Annotated in this window: 16 protein-coding genes and 5 tRNA genes; 15 read left to right on the top strand and 6 right to left on the bottom strand. The window is 62.9% G+C overall.

Features of this window, described 5'->3' with window-relative positions:
* Nucleotides 1–128 precede the first annotated feature (128 nt).
* The 6 genes from RS027_RS00260 (at nt 129) to RS027_RS00235 (ending at nt 1,539) form a co-directional block, all read left to right on the top strand.
* A complete protein-coding gene (locus tag RS027_RS00260; RefSeq protein ID WP_311952530.1) occupies nt 129–770 on the top strand; it encodes an alpha/beta fold hydrolase in 642 nt (213 codons plus the stop codon).
* Between the two features lie 80 nt (nt 771–850).
* Nucleotides 851–926, top strand: a tRNA-Val gene (locus RS027_RS00255).
* A 95-nt stretch (nt 927–1,021) separates the two neighbouring features.
* A tRNA-Asp gene (locus tag RS027_RS00250) sits at nt 1,022–1,098 on the top strand.
* A gap of 37 nt (nt 1,099–1,135) precedes the next feature.
* Nucleotides 1,136–1,212 (top strand) — tRNA-Asp (locus RS027_RS00245).
* 22 nt (nt 1,213–1,234) lie between these two features.
* Nucleotides 1,235–1,310, top strand: a tRNA-Val gene (locus RS027_RS00240).
* A 152-nt stretch (nt 1,311–1,462) separates the two neighbouring features.
* Nucleotides 1,463–1,539: transfer RNA gene (locus RS027_RS00235), tRNA-Asp, on the top strand.
* A gap of 77 nt (nt 1,540–1,616) precedes the next feature.
* Here RS027_RS00235 and RS027_RS00230 read toward each other — a convergent pair.
* The 5 genes from RS027_RS00230 to RS027_RS00210 form a co-directional block, all read right to left on the bottom strand.
* The gene (locus tag RS027_RS00230; RefSeq protein ID WP_311952157.1) at nt 1,617–2,021 is read right to left on the bottom strand and encodes a GlcG/HbpS family heme-binding protein; all 405 of its coding nucleotides are present in this window, start codon (nt 2,019–2,021) and stop codon (nt 1,617–1,619) included.
* A 200-nt stretch (nt 2,022–2,221) separates the two neighbouring features.
* Nucleotides 2,222–3,454, bottom strand: coding sequence for a glycolate oxidase subunit GlcF (gene glcF, locus RS027_RS00225; protein WP_311952155.1), 1,233 nt, complete (start codon nt 3,452–3,454; stop codon nt 2,222–2,224).
* 14 nt (nt 3,455–3,468) lie between these two features.
* A complete protein-coding gene (glcE, locus tag RS027_RS00220) occupies nt 3,469–4,569 on the bottom strand; it encodes a glycolate oxidase subunit GlcE (protein WP_311952153.1) in 1,101 nt (366 codons plus the stop codon).
* Between the two features lie 16 nt (nt 4,570–4,585).
* Complete coding sequence (gene glcD / locus RS027_RS00215) at nt 4,586–6,085, bottom strand: glycolate oxidase subunit GlcD (protein ID WP_311952151.1); 1,500 nt, start codon at nt 6,083–6,085, stop codon at nt 4,586–4,588.
* 27 nt (nt 6,086–6,112) lie between these two features.
* Nucleotides 6,113–7,816, bottom strand: coding sequence for an L-lactate permease (locus tag RS027_RS00210; protein ID WP_311952144.1), 1,704 nt, complete (start codon nt 7,814–7,816; stop codon nt 6,113–6,115).
* 380 nt (nt 7,817–8,196) lie between these two features.
* On the opposite strand from RS027_RS00210, the gene lldD reads away from it, so the two are divergent.
* Nucleotides 8,197–9,339 carry an FMN-dependent L-lactate dehydrogenase LldD gene (lldD, locus tag RS027_RS00205; protein WP_311952141.1) on the top strand — a complete coding sequence of 381 codons (1,143 nt, stop codon included), beginning with the start codon at nt 8,197–8,199 and terminating at the stop codon, nt 9,337–9,339.
* A 174-nt stretch (nt 9,340–9,513) separates the two neighbouring features.
* On the opposite strand, the gene uraD is transcribed toward lldD, so the two are convergent.
* A complete protein-coding gene (gene uraD, locus RS027_RS00200; protein ID WP_311952138.1) occupies nt 9,514–10,059 on the bottom strand; it encodes a 2-oxo-4-hydroxy-4-carboxy-5-ureidoimidazoline decarboxylase in 546 nt (181 codons plus the stop codon).
* A 139-nt stretch (nt 10,060–10,198) separates the two neighbouring features.
* Here uraD and uraH point away from each other — a divergent pair, with 139 nt between their 5' ends.
* The 8 genes from uraH (at nt 10,199) to RS027_RS00160 (ending at nt 18,746) form a co-directional block, all read left to right on the top strand.
* The gene (uraH, locus tag RS027_RS00195) at nt 10,199–10,552 is read left to right on the top strand and encodes a hydroxyisourate hydrolase (RefSeq protein WP_311952134.1); all 354 of its coding nucleotides are present in this window, start codon (nt 10,199–10,201) and stop codon (nt 10,550–10,552) included.
* 14 nt (nt 10,553–10,566) lie between these two features.
* A complete protein-coding gene (locus tag RS027_RS00190) occupies nt 10,567–11,778 on the top strand; it encodes a urate hydroxylase PuuD (protein ID WP_311952131.1) in 1,212 nt (403 codons plus the stop codon).
* An 89-nt stretch (nt 11,779–11,867) separates the two neighbouring features.
* Entirely contained in the window at nt 11,868–12,797 is a 930-nt protein-coding gene (gene puuE, locus RS027_RS00185) for an allantoinase PuuE (RefSeq protein WP_311952129.1), read from the top strand.
* Between the two features lie 36 nt (nt 12,798–12,833).
* The gene (locus RS027_RS00180) at nt 12,834–13,664 is read left to right on the top strand and encodes a bifunctional allantoicase/(S)-ureidoglycine aminohydrolase (RefSeq protein ID WP_311952127.1); all 831 of its coding nucleotides are present in this window, start codon (nt 12,834–12,836) and stop codon (nt 13,662–13,664) included.
* Nucleotides 13,665–13,686: 22 nt separating this feature from the next.
* A complete protein-coding gene (locus RS027_RS00175; protein WP_311952125.1) occupies nt 13,687–14,184 on the top strand; it encodes an ureidoglycolate lyase in 498 nt (165 codons plus the stop codon).
* Nucleotides 14,185–14,201: 17 nt separating this feature from the next.
* Nucleotides 14,202–14,717, top strand: a complete 516-nt coding sequence (locus tag RS027_RS00170) for a DUF192 domain-containing protein (protein ID WP_311952122.1) — start codon at nt 14,202–14,204, stop codon at nt 14,715–14,717.
* A 166-nt stretch (nt 14,718–14,883) separates the two neighbouring features.
* A complete protein-coding gene (locus RS027_RS00165; protein ID WP_311952119.1) occupies nt 14,884–15,876 on the top strand; it encodes a TAXI family TRAP transporter solute-binding subunit in 993 nt (330 codons plus the stop codon).
* 245 nt (nt 15,877–16,121) lie between these two features.
* Entirely contained in the window at nt 16,122–18,746 is a 2,625-nt protein-coding gene (locus tag RS027_RS00160; protein WP_311952116.1) for a TRAP transporter permease, read from the top strand.
* Nucleotides 18,747–18,758: the final 12 nt, after the last annotated feature.

Below are 18,758 nucleotides of genomic sequence, written 5' to 3'. Positions count from 1 at the left end.
GTCCACTACCTAAGTAAGGGTTTTTTAAGGACGTCAGAATGTCCGATGCCATCTTGCCAATACTTTCATCGCTAACCGAAACCCAGCTGCCGGCAGCGCTGTCACATGCCTCTGATGCGACGATTATAGTGGCAAATCACGGGCTTCTGCGCGTCTGCGGGAAGCCTTGCGCCGGCCGTCTGCTGTTTGCCCACGGGGCGGGCGCCGGGACGGAATCGCCTTTCATGCGGCAATTTGTCGCCTCGCTGGCAGGCAGCGGCCTACAGGTGCTGGCATTCGAGTTCCCCTATATGCAGCGCATGCGGGAAACCGGCAGGCGGCGCCCGCCGCCCCCGGCGGCAACGCTGGTGGCGGAGTTCGACCGCTGGTACGACCTTGTCGCGCGCAGCGTGGAAGGCCCGGTCTGGCTGGGCGGCAAGTCCATGGGCGGGCGCGTAGCCAGCATGCTGGCTGCCAGGCGCGCGGTAGACGGCCTGGTGATTGCCGGCTATCCGTTTCATCCGCCGCGCCGGCCGGAAAAGCTACGCCTGGCGCACTGGCCTGATGTCCGCTGCCCTGCGCTGATACTGCAGGGGGAGCGCGACCCCTTCGGCAAACGCGAGGAGGTGGAAGGCTATACGCTGCCGCTCTGTGCAACGCTTGCCTGGCTTGCCGACGGCGATCATGATTTCGTGCCGCGCCGGGCATCGGGGCTAACTCAGCAAAATTTGATTGACGAAGCGGCGCGTCGTGCGGCATCCTTCGTCCGCGCTGAAGGCAGGGGTCGGTAAGCGACAGCAGGCGTTGCCCATAGGCGACAAGTGTTGACAAGCCGCCGGCAAACTGTAGAATGCAGCGCCACGTGATCGACGGGTGGTTAGCTCAGTTGGGAGAGCACCAGCCTTACAAGCTGGGGGTCACTGGTTCGAACCCAGTACCACCCACCATTCAAACGGCAGCTGCCGCGCGAAGGGCCCGACACGTATAAGCGAATCCTGAATTCGCTGCCCGAAAGAAGTCAAGGCACTGCGGTGACCTGTGTGGACCGGTAGTTCAGTTGGTTAGAATGCCGGCCTGTCACGCCGGAGGTCGCGAGTTCGAGTCTCGTCCGGTCCGCCAGCGCAGCAGAGACGATTTTTTTCATCCCGTATCGAGTGGACCGGTAGTTCAGTTGGTTAGAATGCCGGCCTGTCACGCCGGAGGTCGCGAGTTCGAGTCTCGTCCGGTCCGCCACGATAAGGGAATGCCTGAACGTGGGTGGTTAGCTCAGTTGGGAGAGCACCAGCCTTACAAGCTGGGGGTCACTGGTTCGAACCCAGTACCACCCACCACGCCAAGAATGATGCATACCGGCTACGGATTGTCATTGGCTTTGCCCGCAGGGTAGCAGTGGCGATTTTCTGCGTAGTGCTATTTTATTTAGTGCTATTTTATTTAGTGCTAACTTACGTAGTGCCAGGATGCTTCATGACGGCTTTATAGCGGACCGGTAGTTCAGTTGGTTAGAATGCCGGCCTGTCACGCCGGAGGTCGCGAGTTCGAGTCTCGTCCGGTCCGCCACACGAATTTCAGAGCCCCGGGTTGGGTTATCCACCCGGGGCTTTTTTGTGCCTGGTTTTTCTCTCTAGTTTTCCTTTCTAGCTTTCCAGCGTACGAATGCCGGCCTTGGCAATCAGAACGTCCTGGTCGGGCTTGACACCGGACACGCCGACGGCGCCTATCACCTGGCCTTCCACCGCGATGGGAACGCCGCCGGACAGCAGCCCCATGAGCGGCGCGGTGACAAAGGCCGTGCGGCCGTTATTGATCATGTCTTCAAAAAGCTCGGTCTCACGGCGACCAACGGCGGCGTTGTGTGCCTTGTGGATAGCGGTTTCCGCAGTAAACGGCGCGGCGCCGTCGAGCCGGCGCAGGGCCAGCAGGTGGCCGCCGTCATCGGCGATCGCCACGGTCACGTTCCAGCCCTGCCGGTCGGCTTCCTGCTGGGCGGCGTCCAGCACTCGGGTGGCGTCAGCCTGGGAGAGGATAGCTTTGGTTTGCATGGTAAGGTCCTTTTTATTGGAGAGGCATGTTTTGTAGGCTGTTTTTGTTAATTGTTTTTCGTTGATTGTTTTTCGTTGATTGTTGTAGAGAGGCGCGGGCGGGTATAGCGCGTGAAGCCGCCGGCGCGGAAAAGGCTCCTCGAAACACAACAAGGCCGCACGGAGGGCGTGCAGCCTTGAACCCGATAAGTTAAAGCCCGTTATACCAAGGTATCGTCCACGACTTCAATCCAGTGGCGCACCGGCGTGCGGTTAGCGCCGGCCAGATGGGTCTGGCAGCCGATATTGGCGGTCACGACGACGTCGGGATGGCCGGCTTCCAGCGCATCGAGCTTGTTATCGCGCAGCTGGGTGGCAAGTTCGGGCTGGGTGATGGAATAGGTGCCCGCCGAGCCGCAGCACAGGTGGCCATTCTGTACCGGAGTGAGGGCGAAGCCTAACGTCTTGAGGACGTCTTCCACGGCGCCGCCGAGCTGCTGGGCGTGTTGGAGCGTGCAGGGGCACTGAAAGGCCAGGCGCTGGTCCGAGCGGACATCCAGCTTTTCAAGCGGCGCCTCACGCAGCACTTCCACAAGGTCACGGGTCATGTCGCTGATGGTTTTTGCCCGGGCGGCGTAGGCCGGGTCATCCTTTAACATCTCAGCGTAATCCTTGACGAAGGCGCCGCATCCGCTGGCGGTTTGCACAATGGCTTCTGCACCTTGCTCAACGTGGGGCCACCAGGCGTCGATATTGGCGCGCATGCGCTCCCGAGCCTGCTCCTGAGCGTTGAGGTGGAAGTCAATGGCGCCGCAGCAGCCGGCTTCTGCTACCGGCGTCACGCTAATGCCCAGCCGGTCGAGCACTCTTGCCGTGGCGGCATTCGTATTGGGGGAAAGACCTGGCTGCACGCAGCCTTCCAGCATCAGTACGCGCCGCGAGTGCCGATCCTCTGCCGGCCGTAAGCCCGGATCCTTCGGGGCGGCAGGCATTTTGCTGCGCAGCTTTCCCGGGACCAGCGGCGTAAACGTCTGCCCAAGGCGCAGCAGCGCCTTGAACCGGGCCGGGCTGACCAGCATCTTGCGCAGGCCGTAATCGCTGAGGCGTTCGCTCATTGAGCGCGGCGCGCGGCGCTCGGCTTCCGCGCGTCCGATATTCAGCAGCTTGCCGTATTCGACCCCGGACGGGCAGGTGGTTTCGCAGTTGAGGCAGGTCAGGCAGCGATCAAGATGCGTCTGCGCCTTTTTAGCCGCTTCCACGTCATCATCGGGGCTTTCCAGCAGCTCTTTCATCAGGTAGATGCGCCCACGGGGCCCGTCGCGCTCGTCGCCAAGCAGCAAGTAGGTGGGGCAGGTGGCGTTGCAGAACCCGCAGTGCACGCAGGCGCGCAGCACCTGATCGGCTTCCTGGATATGGGGTTTCTGGCGATCGGCGTCGCTAAAGTGCGTTTGCATAGCGGCCCTCCGGATTAAAAGGCGGCATAAAGGCGGCCGGGATTGAAAATGCCTCGAGTATCCAGCTGCTCTTTCAGCCGACGGTGATATTTTTCCACTACCGGATTCAAGGGGGTAAAGGGCTCCTCGGCGCCTCCCGCGGCGGCGGGGGTATAGCAGGTAGCGTGGCCGCCGGCGGCCTGACAGGCACGCCGCAGCGTGTCGCCGTCAAGCGTCGTCTTGATGAAGCGCTGGCAGCTGGCCCAGTCATAGAGCACCGGCTCCTGACTGTCGCCAAGCGTTAGCGGCGGCGTGTTGGGAGGAAGCGAAAGCCGCCACAGCGCCTGGCCGGGCGAAAGGTGGAAAAAGCGGTGGCTCAGGTCGCGTAGCGCCTCCCAGAAGCCGGCCTCCAGCGGCTCTCCGCCAAGCTCCTGACGCGTGGCCTCTACCGAGCTGTGCCCGCCTTCCAGGCGCAGACAAAGCGCGCCGTCGTGCCAGACCGCCGCGGTAACGGGCAGCGGTCGGCGTCCCAGCTCAGCCAGGCGTGCCAGCGCTTTATCGAGCGGTAGTGCCAGGCGCAGGCTTGCGCGTGCCGGGGGCTGCGGCAGTACCTTGAGCGATACGTCGGCGAGAACGCCGAGGGTGCCCTGGGCGCCGGTCATCAGCCGCGACATGTCGTAGCCGGCGACGTTTTTCATCACCTCACCGCCAAAGCGCAGCAGATCGCCTTGCTGGGTAATGACGCGGGTGCCCAGGACAAAGTCGCGGGTAGCGCCGGCCCAGGGGCGCCGCGGCCCGGCCATGCCGGTCGCCACGGCGCCGCCGAGAGTGCTTTGCGGGCCGAAGCGCGGCGGCTCAAAGCCGAGCATTTGCCCGCTATCGTCGAGAACGGCTTCCAGCTCATCGAGCGGCGTGCCGGCGCGTGCCGTGACGATCAGCTCGACCGGGTCGTAGTGCACGATGCCGCGATGTTCAGCAACGTCCAGCGGCGCGGCGTCCACGGGGCGGCCGTAAAAGGCGCGGGTATTGCCGCCGACGATACGCAGCGGTGCGCGCTGCTGGTAGGCTTCCTTGACCTGCTCGCATAGCCGGGAGGCGATGTCGTGGTTGGGCGGTGTGATCTGGCTTTCTGTCATTATCTTTCCTGCAGCGTCAGAAGCGGGGGATGTCCGGGTGGGCAAGCTCGTTATTGTGGACGTGCATGGCGCCAAACTCGGCGCAGCGGGCAAGGGTAGGGATGTTCTTGCCCGGGTTGAGCAGCCCCTGGGGATCAAAAGCCGCTTTGATCGCGTGAAACAGCGTAATTTCATCGCCGTTGAACTGGCTGCACATCTGGTTGATTTTCTCGCGTCCGACGCCGTGCTCGCCGGTAATGGAACCGCCGGCCGCCACGCACAGTTCAAGAATCTTGCCGCCGACCTCTTCGGCGAGTGCCAGCTCGCCCTCGCGATTGGCATCAAAAAGGATCAGCGGGTGCATGTTGCCGTCACCGGCATGGAAGACGTTGGCGATGCGCAGGCCGCTTTCCCGGGAGAGCGCCGCGATGTCGTTGAGCACGTGCGGCAGCTCCCGGCGGGGGATGGTGCCGTCCATGCAGTAATAGTCCGGCGAAAGCCGGCCGACGGCGGGAAAGGCATTTTTGCGTCCGGACCAGAAAACGGCACGTTCGGCATCGTCCCGGGCCTGGCGAATGTCCGTTGCCCCGGCCTTCTCCAGCACGCCGCGTACGGTATCGCAGTCGTCATCCACGTCGGCCAGCACGCCGTCCAACTCGCACAGCAGTATCGCCTCGGCCTCCAGCGGATAGCCGGCCTGGACGAAGTCCTCGGCGGCCTGGATGGCGAGCTTGTCCATCATTTCGAGCCCGCCGGGAATAATGCCGGCGGCGATGATGTTGCCAACCGCCTGGCCGGCTTTTTCGACGTCGTCAAAGCTTGCCATCAGCACTTTGGCCACTTCCGGCTGGGGCAGGAGCTTGACGGTAATTTCGGTGATCACGCCGAGCATGCCTTCCGAGCCGTTGATCAGCGCCAGCAGGTCAAAGCCCGGTGCGTCCAGCGCGTCCGCGCCCAGCGTCATGGGCTCGCCTTCAACGGTCAGGATATCGACACGCATGACGTTATGGACCGTCAGGCCGTACTTCAGGCAGTGGACGCCGCCGGCGTTTTCGGCGACGTTACCGCCGATGGAGCAGGCAATCTGGGAGGACGGGTCCGGGGCGTAGTAAAGCCCGTAGGGCGCTGCCGCCTCGGAAATGGCCAGGTTGCGTACGCCCGGCTGAAGCCGAGCCGTGCGCGCGTCGGGATCAATGCTGATGATGTGCTGAAAGCGCGACATCACCAGCAGCACGCCGCGCTCGAGGGGCAGGGCGCCGCCGGAAAGCCCGGTGCCGGCACCCCGTGTGACTACCGCCACGCCGAGCGCGTGGCAGCGTTTGAGCAGGGACTGCACCTCATCCAGGGTGGCGGGCATCGCCACCAGCATGGGCAGCACTCGATACGCCGCCAGGCCGTCGCACTCGAACGGCCGCAGGTCCTCTTCACGATGCAGCAGTGTAAGCGTGGGGATGTGCTGCTGCAGGTCGCTTAGCACATCGGTTTTGGCAAACGTTGCCAGCGGGCCGTCGATGGCCTCGTCATACAGAATACTCATGGCACCTCCTGCCAATAAGCGTTCGGCTTAGCCGGCCAGGGCCGTACTGAGCGGATCGGCCAGGTCCAGAACGTAAAGCCCGATCATGCCCAGTATGCCGGCGGCAATAATGTAGTAAAGCGTCGGCAGCAGGGTTTTGCGGATCGTTATCCCCTCGCGGCCTAAAAGGCCCACGGTGGCGGATGCCGCCACGACGTTGTGGATGGCAATCATGTTGCCTGCCGCCGCGCCAACGGCCTGCAGCGCCACCATGTAGGCGGTAGAGACGCTAAGCTGGCTTGCCACGTTGAACTGGAAGTCCGAAAGCATCAGGTTGGACACGGTGTTGGAACCGGCAATAAAGGCGCCCAGCGCCCCGACGGCAGGGGCAAAGAAGGGATAGACGTCGCCTACGCTTGCCGCCACAAACTGGGCCATGGCCACCGGCATGGATACCAGGTCAGCGCCGTTGACGCCGGAGTTGATCAGGATGCGCACCATGGGGATGGTAAAGATCAGCACAAAGCCGGCGCCCAGAATCGTGCGCGATGAATCGCCGAATGCGGCGGCGAGTTCGCTGGCCTTCATGCGGTGCAGCGGTGCGGTGACCAGCACCACCAGCAGCAGGATACCGCCGGGAAGGTAGAGGGGCTCAATGCTGCCGCCAATGCCTTCGCCAAGGATATCGTTCCAGCTAAAGGCAAGCGCGGTCAGCGCGTTTTTCAGCGGCTCAATCGTGCGCGATGCGACCAGAAACACGGCCAGCAGTATATAAGGGACCCAGCCCATCCACGTCGACAGGGTCGCCTTGCCGGCCACGTCTTCCATCTTGAGCTCCAGCTTGCCGATCCAGTTGTCCGGCCAGCTGTCGGATGGCGGGAAGTCCCAGGTGTCCTGGGGCAGCAAGAAACCGCGCCGCGCGGCGGGTACCACAATGGCCAGACCGACCATGGCGCCGATCATCGCGGGGAATTCGGGCCCCAGTACCACGCCGGCAATCATGTAGGGCACCACAAAGGCCACGCCGGCAAAGAGGGCGAAAGGCGTGATCGAAAGCCCTTCTTTCCCGGAGCGGTTGGCGCCGAAAAAGCGCACCATGATCACGACCATAATAAGCGGCATCAGGATACCGACGATGCCGTGGATGATGGCGACTTCGCTGCTGATCAAGCGGAAATACTCCAGCCAGGTAGCGTCGCCGGCCTGAAGCTGCTGAGTAATGCCCGCGCGGTCCAGACCGCCTGTCACGCCCACTACGATAGGCGTGCCCACGGCACCGAATGAGACCGGCGTGGACTGAATCATCATGCCGACCACAACGGCGGCAAGCGCAGGAAAGCCCAGGGCGACCAGCAGCGGTGCCGCAACGGCGGCCGGGGTGCCAAAGCCGGAGGCGCCTTCGATGAAGCAGCCGAACAGCCAGGCAACGATAATGGCCTGCACGCGGCGGTCCGGGCTAATGCCTGAAAACCCTTTGCGGATAGCGGTAATGCCGCCCGAATGCTTGAGCGTATTCAGCAGCAGGATAGCGCCAAAGATGATCCACAGAATCGAAATCGTGAGTATTAGCCCCTGTAGCGTTGAGGCGGCAATACGGCCAAGCGTCATGTCCCAGGCTAGCCACCCGATCAGAGCGGTCACCACGAACACGATGGGCATGGCGACTTTGGCTGCCAGGCGAAAGCCGATCAGGAGTATTCCGGCAAGCGCCAGGGGCACAAATGCCAGAAGCGCAAGAGTGGTATCAGTCATGTCAGGAATGTCCCGTTGTTGTTGATTTTGTTCTGCTGTGGGGGCAGGTGCCTGTCTCGCACCCTCTCCAGAAGGTATGAAAAGAGAGGGTAAATGGCCAGCTTTGCGGCGCTAACGGGGGCAAGGGGCGTACCGGCAGCCCGGGAGGAGCGCTTGCCTTGACGGGCACTTGGGGTTGATTTTAAAGAGGTTTCAACTACCGCGAGGCTTACTGGGGCGCTGCGGCGTCTTAGACTATTGGATGAACCACCGTGGCGGCAGACAGGATGATTTTATAACAATGACTTACGCTCTACCTCACGGCAGCCAGAAAGCGCGTAAGCTTAAAGACGAGCAGACGCTGAAAGCGGTATTAATACTGAGGCCGAAGGGGCTTTTTGATGATTATTTCTTCTTCCCATGACTATCGCACGGCGGCCAGGCGCCGTTTGCCACCCTTTCTTTTTCACTACCTTGACGGCGGCGCTTATTCGGAGCACACGCTCAGGCGTAACGTGGCAGACATCGCCGATGTGGCCCTGCGCCAGAGGGTGCTGAACGATATGTCTCAATTAAGTTTGGAGACGTCGCTTTTTGACGAGACCCTCTCGATGCCGGTTGCGCTATCGCCGGTAGGGCTGGCCGGCATGTACGCCCGGCGGGGCGAGGTCCAGGCCGCTCGCGCGGCCGAAAGAAAGGGTATCCCTTTTACCTTGTCCACCGTGTCCGTTTGCCCGATTGAAGAAGTGGCGCCAGCGATCGATCGGCCCATGTGGTTTCAGCTCTATGTGCTCAAGGACCGCGGTTTCATGCGCGATGCGCTCGAGCGGGCCAAAGCGGCAGGCGTTACGACGCTGGTGTTTACGGTAGACATGCCGGTGCCGGGGGCCCGCTATCGCGATGCTCATTCGGGAATGAGCGGCCCGAATGCGGCCGCGCGGCGGATGCTTCAGGCAGTGGCGCACCCCCGCTGGGCCTGGGAGGTGGGCGTGAAGGGAAGGCCGCACGATCTGGGCAACATATCGACCTATCGGGGCCACCCCACGGGGCTCGAGGACTATATTGGCTGGCTGGGAAAGAACTTTGACCCGTCGATTTCCTGGAAAGACCTTGAATGGATTCGCGAGTTCTGGGACGGCCCCATGGTGATCAAGGGCATCCTTGACCCTGCCGATGCCAGGGATGCCATCGCCTTCGGCGCTGACGGCATTGTCGTTTCCAATCATGGCGGGCGTCAGCTCGACGGCACGCCCTCCACCGCGCGAGCCCTGCCGGCGATCGCCGAGGCGGTGCAGGGGCAAATTAAGGTGATTGCCGACTCCGGCGTTCGCTCCGGTCTTGACGTGGTGCGCATGCTGGCGCTTGGCGCCGACTGCGTCATGCTGGGGCGCTCTTATATCTATGCGCTCGCGTCCGGCGGTGAGGCCGGCGTGTACAACCTGCTCGACCTCATCGAGAAGGAGACGCGGGTGGCCATGGTGCTGACGGGAGCAAGTTCGGTCAGCCATATCGATACCGACCTGCTGGTGGGCAAGTCCGGTTAGTGGGTTGGTAAGCGCAGTGCTTCGATGAGGCCGGCAGATAAACGGCCGGCGCGGTATCGGCTCTCAAAATATAAAAGGCTGCACGCGGCGTGCAGCCTTGGAGCTGGCAGGATAGATATTGGGAGAGGCTGTCGCCAGGTTATGTATTTTTTGTATACAAGTTGGCGCTTGGCGTCAGGCCGCTTCTTCGGCGCGGGTGCGCAGGCGGAAGCGGGCAATGTTGATGATTTGCTTGATCGCCGTGCGGCGCTCTTCGGCCGGATCGTTTTCCAGGCGAGTCTCGAACGCGGCGAGGATGGCGTGCCGGTCGAGGCCCTTGACGGCGATAACGAACGGAATGCCGAACTTTTCCTGGTAGGCGTTGTTGAGACGTTCAAAGCGCTCGAACTCTTCCGGGCTGCACTGATCGAGCCCCGCACCGGCCTGTTCGCGGGTGGAGTCGTCGGTCAGGGCGCCGGACTTGGCGGCCTTGCCGGCAAGGTCCGGGTGAGCGCGGATGACGTCGAGCTGCTGTTCGCTCGATGCCTGCTGCAGCATCTCGCCCATGAGCTCGGCCAGCGCCTCGGGAACGTCGTGCTGTTCGCTGATGCCGGCATCAAACGCCTCTTCGGCTACCCAGGGGGAGTGCTCGTAGACGTCGCCGTACCGGGCAACGAAGTCCGCCCGGGAAAGGGTGCTGGGGCGCGGTGTCAGGGTCAGGGTGCTTGCATCGGACGTCATGATGGCTCCATTATTGTCGTGTGTTAACGCCAATACTGTATACAATAAAGACGGCTAACGGTACTCTTAAAGTGCCCATGCGGCATTCGCGTGCTGCTTTCTGTCTAACAACAATCCGTCAATGAAATGAGGAGCCACCATGGGATACTTAACGACCCACGTGCTGGATACGGCACAAGGCCTGCCCGGGCAGGGTATCAAGATCGAAGTATTTCGCGTCAACGGCAGCGAGCGCGAGGCGCTCAAGACCGTCACCACCAACGATGACGGCCGCTGCGACTCGCCCATCCTCGAAGGCGACGAGTTTACCGTCGGCGAATACGAGCTGGTGTTCCACGCCGGCGACTACCTGCGCGGGCAGGGCTTCAAGGCCGACGAGCCGCGCTTTCTGGACGTGATTCCGCTGCGTTTTGGCGTCTCGGACGCCGGCGAGCACTACCACGTACCGCTGTTGGTCTCCCCCTACAGCTACTCCACGTATCGCGGTAGCTAAGCGGAGACATCATCATGCATGCGTACTTTCTCGACTTTGCCAACCTGCTGCTGCGCTGGCTGCACGTCATCGCCGCCGTCGCCTGGATCGGCGAATCCATCTACTTTGTGATGCTGGACAACGGCCTGCGCAAGCCCAAGGCGGCGGAAGACCGTGAAAAAGGCGTCTTCGGCGAAATGTGGGCCGTGCACGGCGGCGGCTTTTATCACAACCAGAAATACGCCACGGCGCCGGAAAAGCTGCCGGAAGACCTGCACTGGTCGTTCTGGAAGGCGTACACCACCTGGCTGACCGGTTTTGGCCTGTTTGTTTTGCTGTACATGTCCAACCCCAGCTTCTATCTGGTCAATCCCCAGAGCAGCTGGGAGTGGGCGGCCAACATGAGCGGCTGGCAAGCCAACGTGGTAGCGCTGCTCTTCCTGCTGGGCGGCTGGGTCGTGTACAACGAGCTGTGTAAGCGTATCAGCCCCAACATGACCCGCGACGGCATCTTGAGCGTGGCTGTGGCGGTCATGATGATCGTGGTGTCGTACCTGAGCACGCACATCTTTTCCGGCCGGGCGGCGTTCCTGCTCACCGGCGCGGTGATGGCCACGGCCATGTCGGCCAACGTCTTCTTCTGGATCATTCCCGGCCAGCGCCGTATGGTCAAGGCAATGAAGGCGGGGGACGAGCCCAACCCCATCGACGGCAAGCGCGGCAAGCAGCGTTCGGTGCACAACACCTACTTCACGCTGCCGGTTGTGCTGCTGATGGTGAGCAACCACTATTCCTTCATCTACGCTCAGGATCTAGCCTGGCTGATGATGGTGCTGTTCATCTTCGCCGGCGCGGTGATTCGTCAGTACTTCGTGCTGATGCACGCGGGCAGCAAGCAGCCGGCTTATCTGGTGGCCGGTGCCGTGCTTATCCTGGCGACGATCTGGGTGGGCGCCCCGAGCGCCGAGACCGAGGAAGAAAGCGAGGCGGTTGCCAGCATGGAAGCGACGGGCAAGGACGAGGTGATGCCGCTGGTGGAAACCCACTGCATCCAGTGCCATGCTCAGGAGCCGACGCATCCGGGGTTCTCGGCGCCGCCGGCCGGCTATGCCTTCGACGAATGGGAAAACGTGCTCAGCCACAAGGACACCATCCAGCAGGTGGTGGGCAGCGGCTACATGCCCTTGGGTAACACCACCGGCATGACGGACAATGAGCGCAACGTGTTCGCCGCCTGGGAAGAATAACCGGCGCGTCACCCCGGCAGTTTTGCCACTCCCCTGGCGCGCGGCCGTTCGGCCGGGCGCTTCATGTCCTACCTGAAAACGAGTGTGTTATGTCCCAACGTGACTATCCGCGCGACCTGATTGGCTACGGCAAGAATCCGCCCAAGGCCAACTGGCCGGGCAACGCCAAAATTGCCGTGCAGTTCGTCCTCAACTACGAGGAGGGCGCGGAAAACAACGTGCTCCACGGCGATGAAGGCTCGGAGCAGTTCCTCTCCGAAATGATCGGCGCGCCGTCTTTTCCCGATCGTCATCTGAGCATGGAGTCCATCTACGAATACGGTTCGCGGGTCGGCGTCTGGCGCATCCTGCGCGAGTTTGAGAAGCGCGATCTGCCGCTGACCGTATTCGGTGTGGCCATGGCGCTTGAACGCCACCCCGAAGTGGCTCGGGCGTTCAAGGAGCTGGGGCATGAGGTGGCGTGCCACGGCTACCGCTGGATTCACTATCAGGAAGTGCCCGAAGACGTCGAGCGCGAGCACATGAAAAAAGCCGTGGAGATCTTCCAGCGGCTTTACGGCGAGAAGCCCGAAGGCTGGTACACCGGCCGCGACAGCCCCAATACGCGCCGCCTGGTGCTGGACGAAGGCAGCTTTTTGTACGACAGCGACTACTACGGCGACGATCTGCCGTTCTGGACCCGGGAAGCCGATAGCCAGGGCAGCGAGCACGACCACCTCGTCGTGCCCTACACGCTTGATACCAACGACATGCGCTTTGCCGCGCCCCAGGGCTTCAACACCGCGGACCATTTCTTCACCTACCTGCGCGATGCGTTCGACGTCCTCTACGCCGAAGGCGAAGAGGCGCCGAAGATGCTCTCGGTGGGCATGCACTGCCGGATGCTGGGCCGCCCGGGACGTTTTCGCGCGCTGCAGCGCTTTTTGGACTACATCGAGTCCCACGATCAGGTCTGGGTCGCTCGCCGGGTGGATATCGCGCGCCACTGGGCCAGGGAGCATCCCGCCCCCGGCCGTTAATGGCCATCACCCCCCACCAACCAGCAAGGAGCTGACATGAGCCATACTTATTACGCCCCCCGCGGCGGGCATCCGCCGCAGACGCAGCTGACGTCTGACCGCGCCGTCTTCACCGAAGCGTATGCGGTAATTCCCAAGGGCGTGATGCGCGATATCGTCACCAGCAACCTGCCGTTCTGGAACGGCGCCCGTCTGTGGGTGCTGGCGCGTCCGCTGACCGGCTTTGCCGAGACGTTCTCCCAGTACATTGTGGAAGTCCAGCCCGGCGGCGGCAGCGACAAGCCAGAGCTCGACCCCCAGGCCGAAGGCGTGCTGTTCGTCGTCGAAGGCGAAATGACGCTGACCCTGGAAGGCGAGAAGCACGCCATGAAGACCGGCGGCTACGCCTTCATCCCGCCAAACAGCAGCTGGCAGCTGCGCAACGAGTCCGGCGAGCCGGTGCGCTTCCACTGGCTGCGCAAGGCCTACGAGTTTGTTGAGGGGGTCGATGTACCCGAGGCCTTTGTCACCAACGAAAACGACCTTGAGCCCCACGCCATGCCGGATACTGATGGCCGCTGGGCAACCACGCGCTTTGTCGACCCGGAAGACGTGCGCCACGACATGCACGTCAACATCGTGACGTTCCAGCCGGGCGCGTCGATCCCGTTTGACGAAACCCACACCATGGAGCACGGCCTTTACGTGCTCGAAGGCAAGGCGGTCTACCACCTCAATCAGAACTGGGTGGAAGTGGAAGCCGGCGACTTCATGTGGCTGCGCGCCTTCTGCCCCCAGGCCTGCTACGCCGGCGGCCCCGGTCCGTTCCGCTACCTGCTGTACAAGGACGTCAACCGTCATCCCAAACTCAAGATCAACGCCCTGTAAGGCGTAACGTCGAGGAGAGACCATGCTGGAACTTGTTGCAGAGCCGCTGACGGCGGAAGCCTTTGCGCCCTTTGGCGACGTGATCGACGCGCGCACCTCGGACTCCTTTCCGATCAACTCGGGGCTCACCCAGCGCCACCATGATCTGGCTCGGGTCGAAACCCTGGGTGACAACGCGCACACGGTGGTCAGCATCTTTGTCAGCCAGCCGATTACTACGCCGCTGGAGCTGCCGTTTCTCGAGCGCCACCCCAAGGGCAGCCAGGCGTTCATGCCGCTGCACGAAGAGCGCTTTATCGTCGTGGTGGCGCCCGCCGGCGAGACCATCGATCCGGCCGACGTGCGCGCCTTTGTCACCGACGGCCGCCAGGGCGTGAACTACCGCGCCGGCGTCTGGCACGCGATTCAGTCGGTGCTGGAGCGTGAAGGCGAGTTCCTGGTGGTGGATCGCGGCGGCGAGGGTGACAACTGCGATGAATACCCGCTGGAGCTGCGCATTACGCTGAAAGACAACGAATGACCCCCGGGGAAACCGCCATGACGCTGACTCGCCGCCGACTGCTGGGCGCTACGCTTGCGCTGCCTGTCGCTGCCTTGCTGCCGGCTTCCTGGCTGTGGGCCGCAGAGCCGTCAGCGCCGGATCGCCATACGGCGGTGATTCACACGGCCGGCGGGCCGCAGCGGCTGGAGGTCGAGATCGTGGATACGCCGGCTCAGCGCGCGCGAGGGCTGATGGGTCGCCGGGAGCTCGGCGAGGAACACGGCATGCTGTTTGTGTACGGCCAGACCCAGCCGGGGAGCCGCGGCTTCTGGATGTACCGCACGCTGATCCCCCTGGATATCGCCTTTATCGACGGCGACGGGCGCATCGTCAGCCTGCAAACCATGCCGCCCTGCGAGTCGGCGGATGCGGCCAGGTGCCCGGCGTATACGCCCGGCAGTGCCTACCAGGCGGCGCTCGAGGTCAACGCCGGCTACTTTGCCAGCCGGGGGATTGTCGAGGGTGACTGCGTCTCGGCGGCCCCGCTCTCCGGGCAGTGCCGTGCCGAATAGCGCCCGGCCTTGGCGGCGCGTTACATTAACGCTTGTAATCAGGCGTTCGTCACCCTATTTTGCAGTTTAACGGCGCCTGATCTATTGTCAGCAACAGCTGATGCTTGCTGGCAACGCAGCACTAGCACGACAATAATCGACAACATCAGAATAAAGGGGAATGCCCATGAAACGTCATGTCTTTTCTACTGCCGCGTTTTCCGGCGCGCTGCTGGCCGCGGCGACCTTTGCCGCGCCGGCCATGGCTCAGGATCAGGAAGAGCGCTACGTGACCATCGGCACCGGCGGCCAGACCGGGGTGTACTATGTGGTCGGGCAGTCCGTCTGCCGCCTGGTCAACAAGAACAGCGAAGAGCACAACATTCGCTGTAACGCGCCGTCGACCGGCGGCTCGGTCGCCAACGCCAACGGCATGAAGTCCGGCGAGCTGGACATGGGCGTGCTGCAGTCGGACGTGCAGTACCAGGCCTATGAAGGCGAGGGCAACTTTGAAGGCGACGCCTTTGAAGACCTGCGCGCGGTATTTCGCATCCACGGCGAGCCGCTGACGCTGCTGGCCCGGGCCGACTCGGGTATCGAGACGCTGGACGACCTGGTCGACAAGCGGGTCAACATCGGTAATCCCGGCTCCGGTCAGCGCAACACCATGGAAGTGGTGATGGACGCCAAGGGCTGGGACAAGGATACCTTTTCGCTCGCCTCCCAGCTGGACGCAGCGGAAATGGCCTCGGCGCTGGCCGACAACAACATCGACGCCATGACCTACGTGGTCGGCCATCCCAACGGCGCGATCCAGGAAGCCACCACCACCGTGGACTCCCACCTGATCCCGCTCAACGATGACGACATCCAGGGCATCGTCGACGAGTATCCCTACTACTCCATGTCGACCATTCCCGGCGGCCTTTACAAGAACAACCCCGACGACGTCGAAACCTTCGGCGTAGCGGCGACCTTCGTCACCACGGCGGATACCGACGACGAAGTGGTCTACCAGACCGTCAAGGCCGTGTTCGATAACTTCGACCGTTTCAAGCGCCTGCACCCGGCGTTTGAAAACCTCGACCCCGAAGAAATGGTTACCACCGGCCTGTCCGCACCGCTGCACGAGGGTGCCGCGCGCTACTACCGCGAGCAGGGCTGGATCGACGAGGAATAAATCGACGAAGCCGTTAACCACGCCTGCTAGTTTCATACGCGCGGCCCCACGGGGTCGCGCGCTGCGTTTTAGCTTCAGCCATCGGCGGCGTGAAACGTGCCCGCCGGGCCGCGACAGGCTATGCTGCTAAAACAATGATTGCACCGGCGGCCAGAGACGACGAAAATCGCCTTCCGCGCGCAGGCGGGCAGCTTGTTTGCTGCTGACACTGCGCCTCGTTCTCCATTTTTGTGCAGGGCTTGCTTATGACAGAGCACAGCAAAAAAGCGCCGCCGTCCGCCACGCGTTCCGGTACCACGCTGGAACCCCAGGTAGACCTTGACGACATGGTCGCCTCGACCGACTCCGGGGCGCGCAAGCCCGCCGGCGTCCCCGGAAAGCTGCTGGTCGGCATTGCCGCGGTGTGGTCGCTTTTCCAGCTGTGGATCGCCTCGCCCCTGCCGTTTGTGTTCGGCGTCGGGGTCTTCAACGCCACCGAGTCGCGCTCGGTCCACCTGGCGTTCGCGCTGTTTCTGGCCTATATGGCCTATCCCGCGCTCAAGCGCTCGCCGCGGGACCATATTCCCCTGCAGGACTGGATACTGGCCGGGCTGGCGGCGTTTTGCGGCGCCTACATGTTTCTGTTCTACGAGTCGCTCGCCCAGCGGCCAAGCGCCCCGCTGATCCAGGACGTGGTGGTCGGGGTGATGGGCATCGTGCTGCTGCTGGAGGCGACCCGCCGCGCGCTAGGCCCGCCGCTGACCATTGTGGCGCTGGTGTTTCTGACCTACTCCCTGGCCGGCCCCTGGATGCCGGGTATGCTGGCGCACAAGGGCGTGAGCCTGGAAGCGCTGATTAACCACCAGTGGCTGACTACCCAGGGGGTGTTCGGCATTGCGCTGGGGGTGTCGACCAGCTTTGTGTTCCTGTTCGTCCTGTTCGGCGCGCTGCTGGACAAGGCCGGCGCCGGCAACTATTTCATCAAGGTGGCCTTTTCCATGCTGGGCCACTTCAAGGGCGGCCCGGCCAAGGCAGCGGTAGTGGCCTCGGGCATGACCGGGCTGATTTCCGGCTCCTCCATTGCCAATACCGTTACCACCGGCACGTTCACCATCCCCATGATGAAGCGGGTGGGCTTTCCTTCAGAGAAGGCCGGCGCGGTGGAGGTGGCGTCCTCGGTCAACGGCCAGATCATGCCGCCGGTCATGGGCGCGGCCGCCTTTCTGATGGTGGAATACGTCGGTATTTCCTACGTCGAGGTGATCAAGCACGCCTTCCTGCCGGCGCTGATTTCCTATATCGCGCTGATTTATATCGTTCACCTTGAGGCGCTCAAGGCCAACATGGAGGGGCTGGAGAGCACCAATCCGCCCAAGCCCCTGGTGCGCAAGGTGGCCGGGTTTCTCGCCGGGCTGCTGTTGATGATGATTGTCGGGCTGGGGGTTTACTACGGCCTTGGCTGGCTAAAGCCGGTGCTGGGCGCGGCGGCGCCCTGGGTGATTTCGGCCGGGCTGGTCGTGGTCTACCTGGGGCTATTGAAGCTGGCGTCGGGCTACCCCGAGCTTGAGCTGGACGACCCGAGCAAGCCCATCTACCAGCTGCCGCAAACGCGCCCCACGGTGATGGTCGGGCTGCAGTATATCCTGCCGGTGATCGTGCTGATCTGGTGCTTGATGGTCGAGCGGCTGTCGCCCGGGCTTTCAGCCTTCTGGGCCACGGTGTTTATGGTCTTCATCATGCTCACCCAGCGGCCGATCACCGCGGCCCTGCGCGGCCGGGGCAACCTGGGCGAGGACGTCAAGGAAGGCGCGCTGGACCTGTGGAATGGCCTGGTGACCGGCGCGCGCAACATGATCGGCATCGGCATTGCCACCGCGACTGCGGGGATTATCGTTGGCGCCGTATCCCAGACCGGGGTAGGCCTGGTGCTGGCCGATGTGGTGGAAACTATCGCCATGGGCAACCTGCTGCTCATCCTCTTCTTTACCGCGGTGCTCAGCCTGATCCTCGGCATGGGGCTACCCACCACCGCCAACTACATCGTGGTGTCGGCGCTGCTGGCGCCAGTGATCATCCAGCTGGGCCAGCAGAACGGCCTGCTGGTGCCGCTGATCGCGGTGCACCTGTTCGTGTTTTACTTCGGCATCATGGCCGACGTCACCCCGCCGGTGGGGCTTGCGTCCTTTGCCGCGGCGGCGGTGTCCGGCGGCGACCCCATACGCACGGGCTTTCAGGCGTTCTACTATAGCCTGCGCACCGCCGCGCTGCCGTTTCTGTTCATTTTCAACACTGACCTGCTGCTGATCGACGTCAGCCCCCTGCAGGGCCTGCTGATTTTCGTGGTGGCGACCGGCGCCATGCTGATCTTCGCCGCGGCCACCCAGGGCTACATGATCACTCGCAGCCGCTGGTACGAGTCCGCTCTGCTGCTGCTGGTGGCCTTTACCCTGTTCCGCCCGGGCTTCTGGATGGACCAGCTGCACGATCCGTACCGCGACATACCGCCGACGCAGTTTGTTGAAGCGCTGGACGCGGCGGGGGCCAATGCCACGCTGCGCCTGCAGATCAGCGGGCTTGATAGCTACGGCGAGCCCATGACCACCTACATGACGCTGCCCGTGCCGGAGGGTGATACCGGCCAGGAACGGCTGGAGAACCTCGGCCTTGAGCTTCTCATCGAAGACGACAAGGCCGTGGTGGACATGGTGACCTACGGCAGCCAGGCGGCCGATATGGGCTTTGACTTCGACCAGGAAATTATCCAGGTGCAGGCGCCGGTGGATCGCTGGACCAAAGAGTGGATGTGGCTGCCGGCGCTTGGCGTATTTGGCCTGGTCGTGGCGCTGCAGCGCCGCCGCCGTCGCCGCGAAACGCCCGAAGTGGCGGCATAAAGGAGGGACTGT

The sequence above is a fragment of the Halomonas garicola genome, assembly GCF_031935715.1.
Lineage (GTDB): Bacteria > Pseudomonadota > Gammaproteobacteria > Pseudomonadales > Halomonadaceae > Vreelandella > Vreelandella garicola.
The sequence above is the reverse complement of the archived record's forward strand: the minus strand, read 5'-3'. Positions and strand labels throughout refer to the sequence as shown.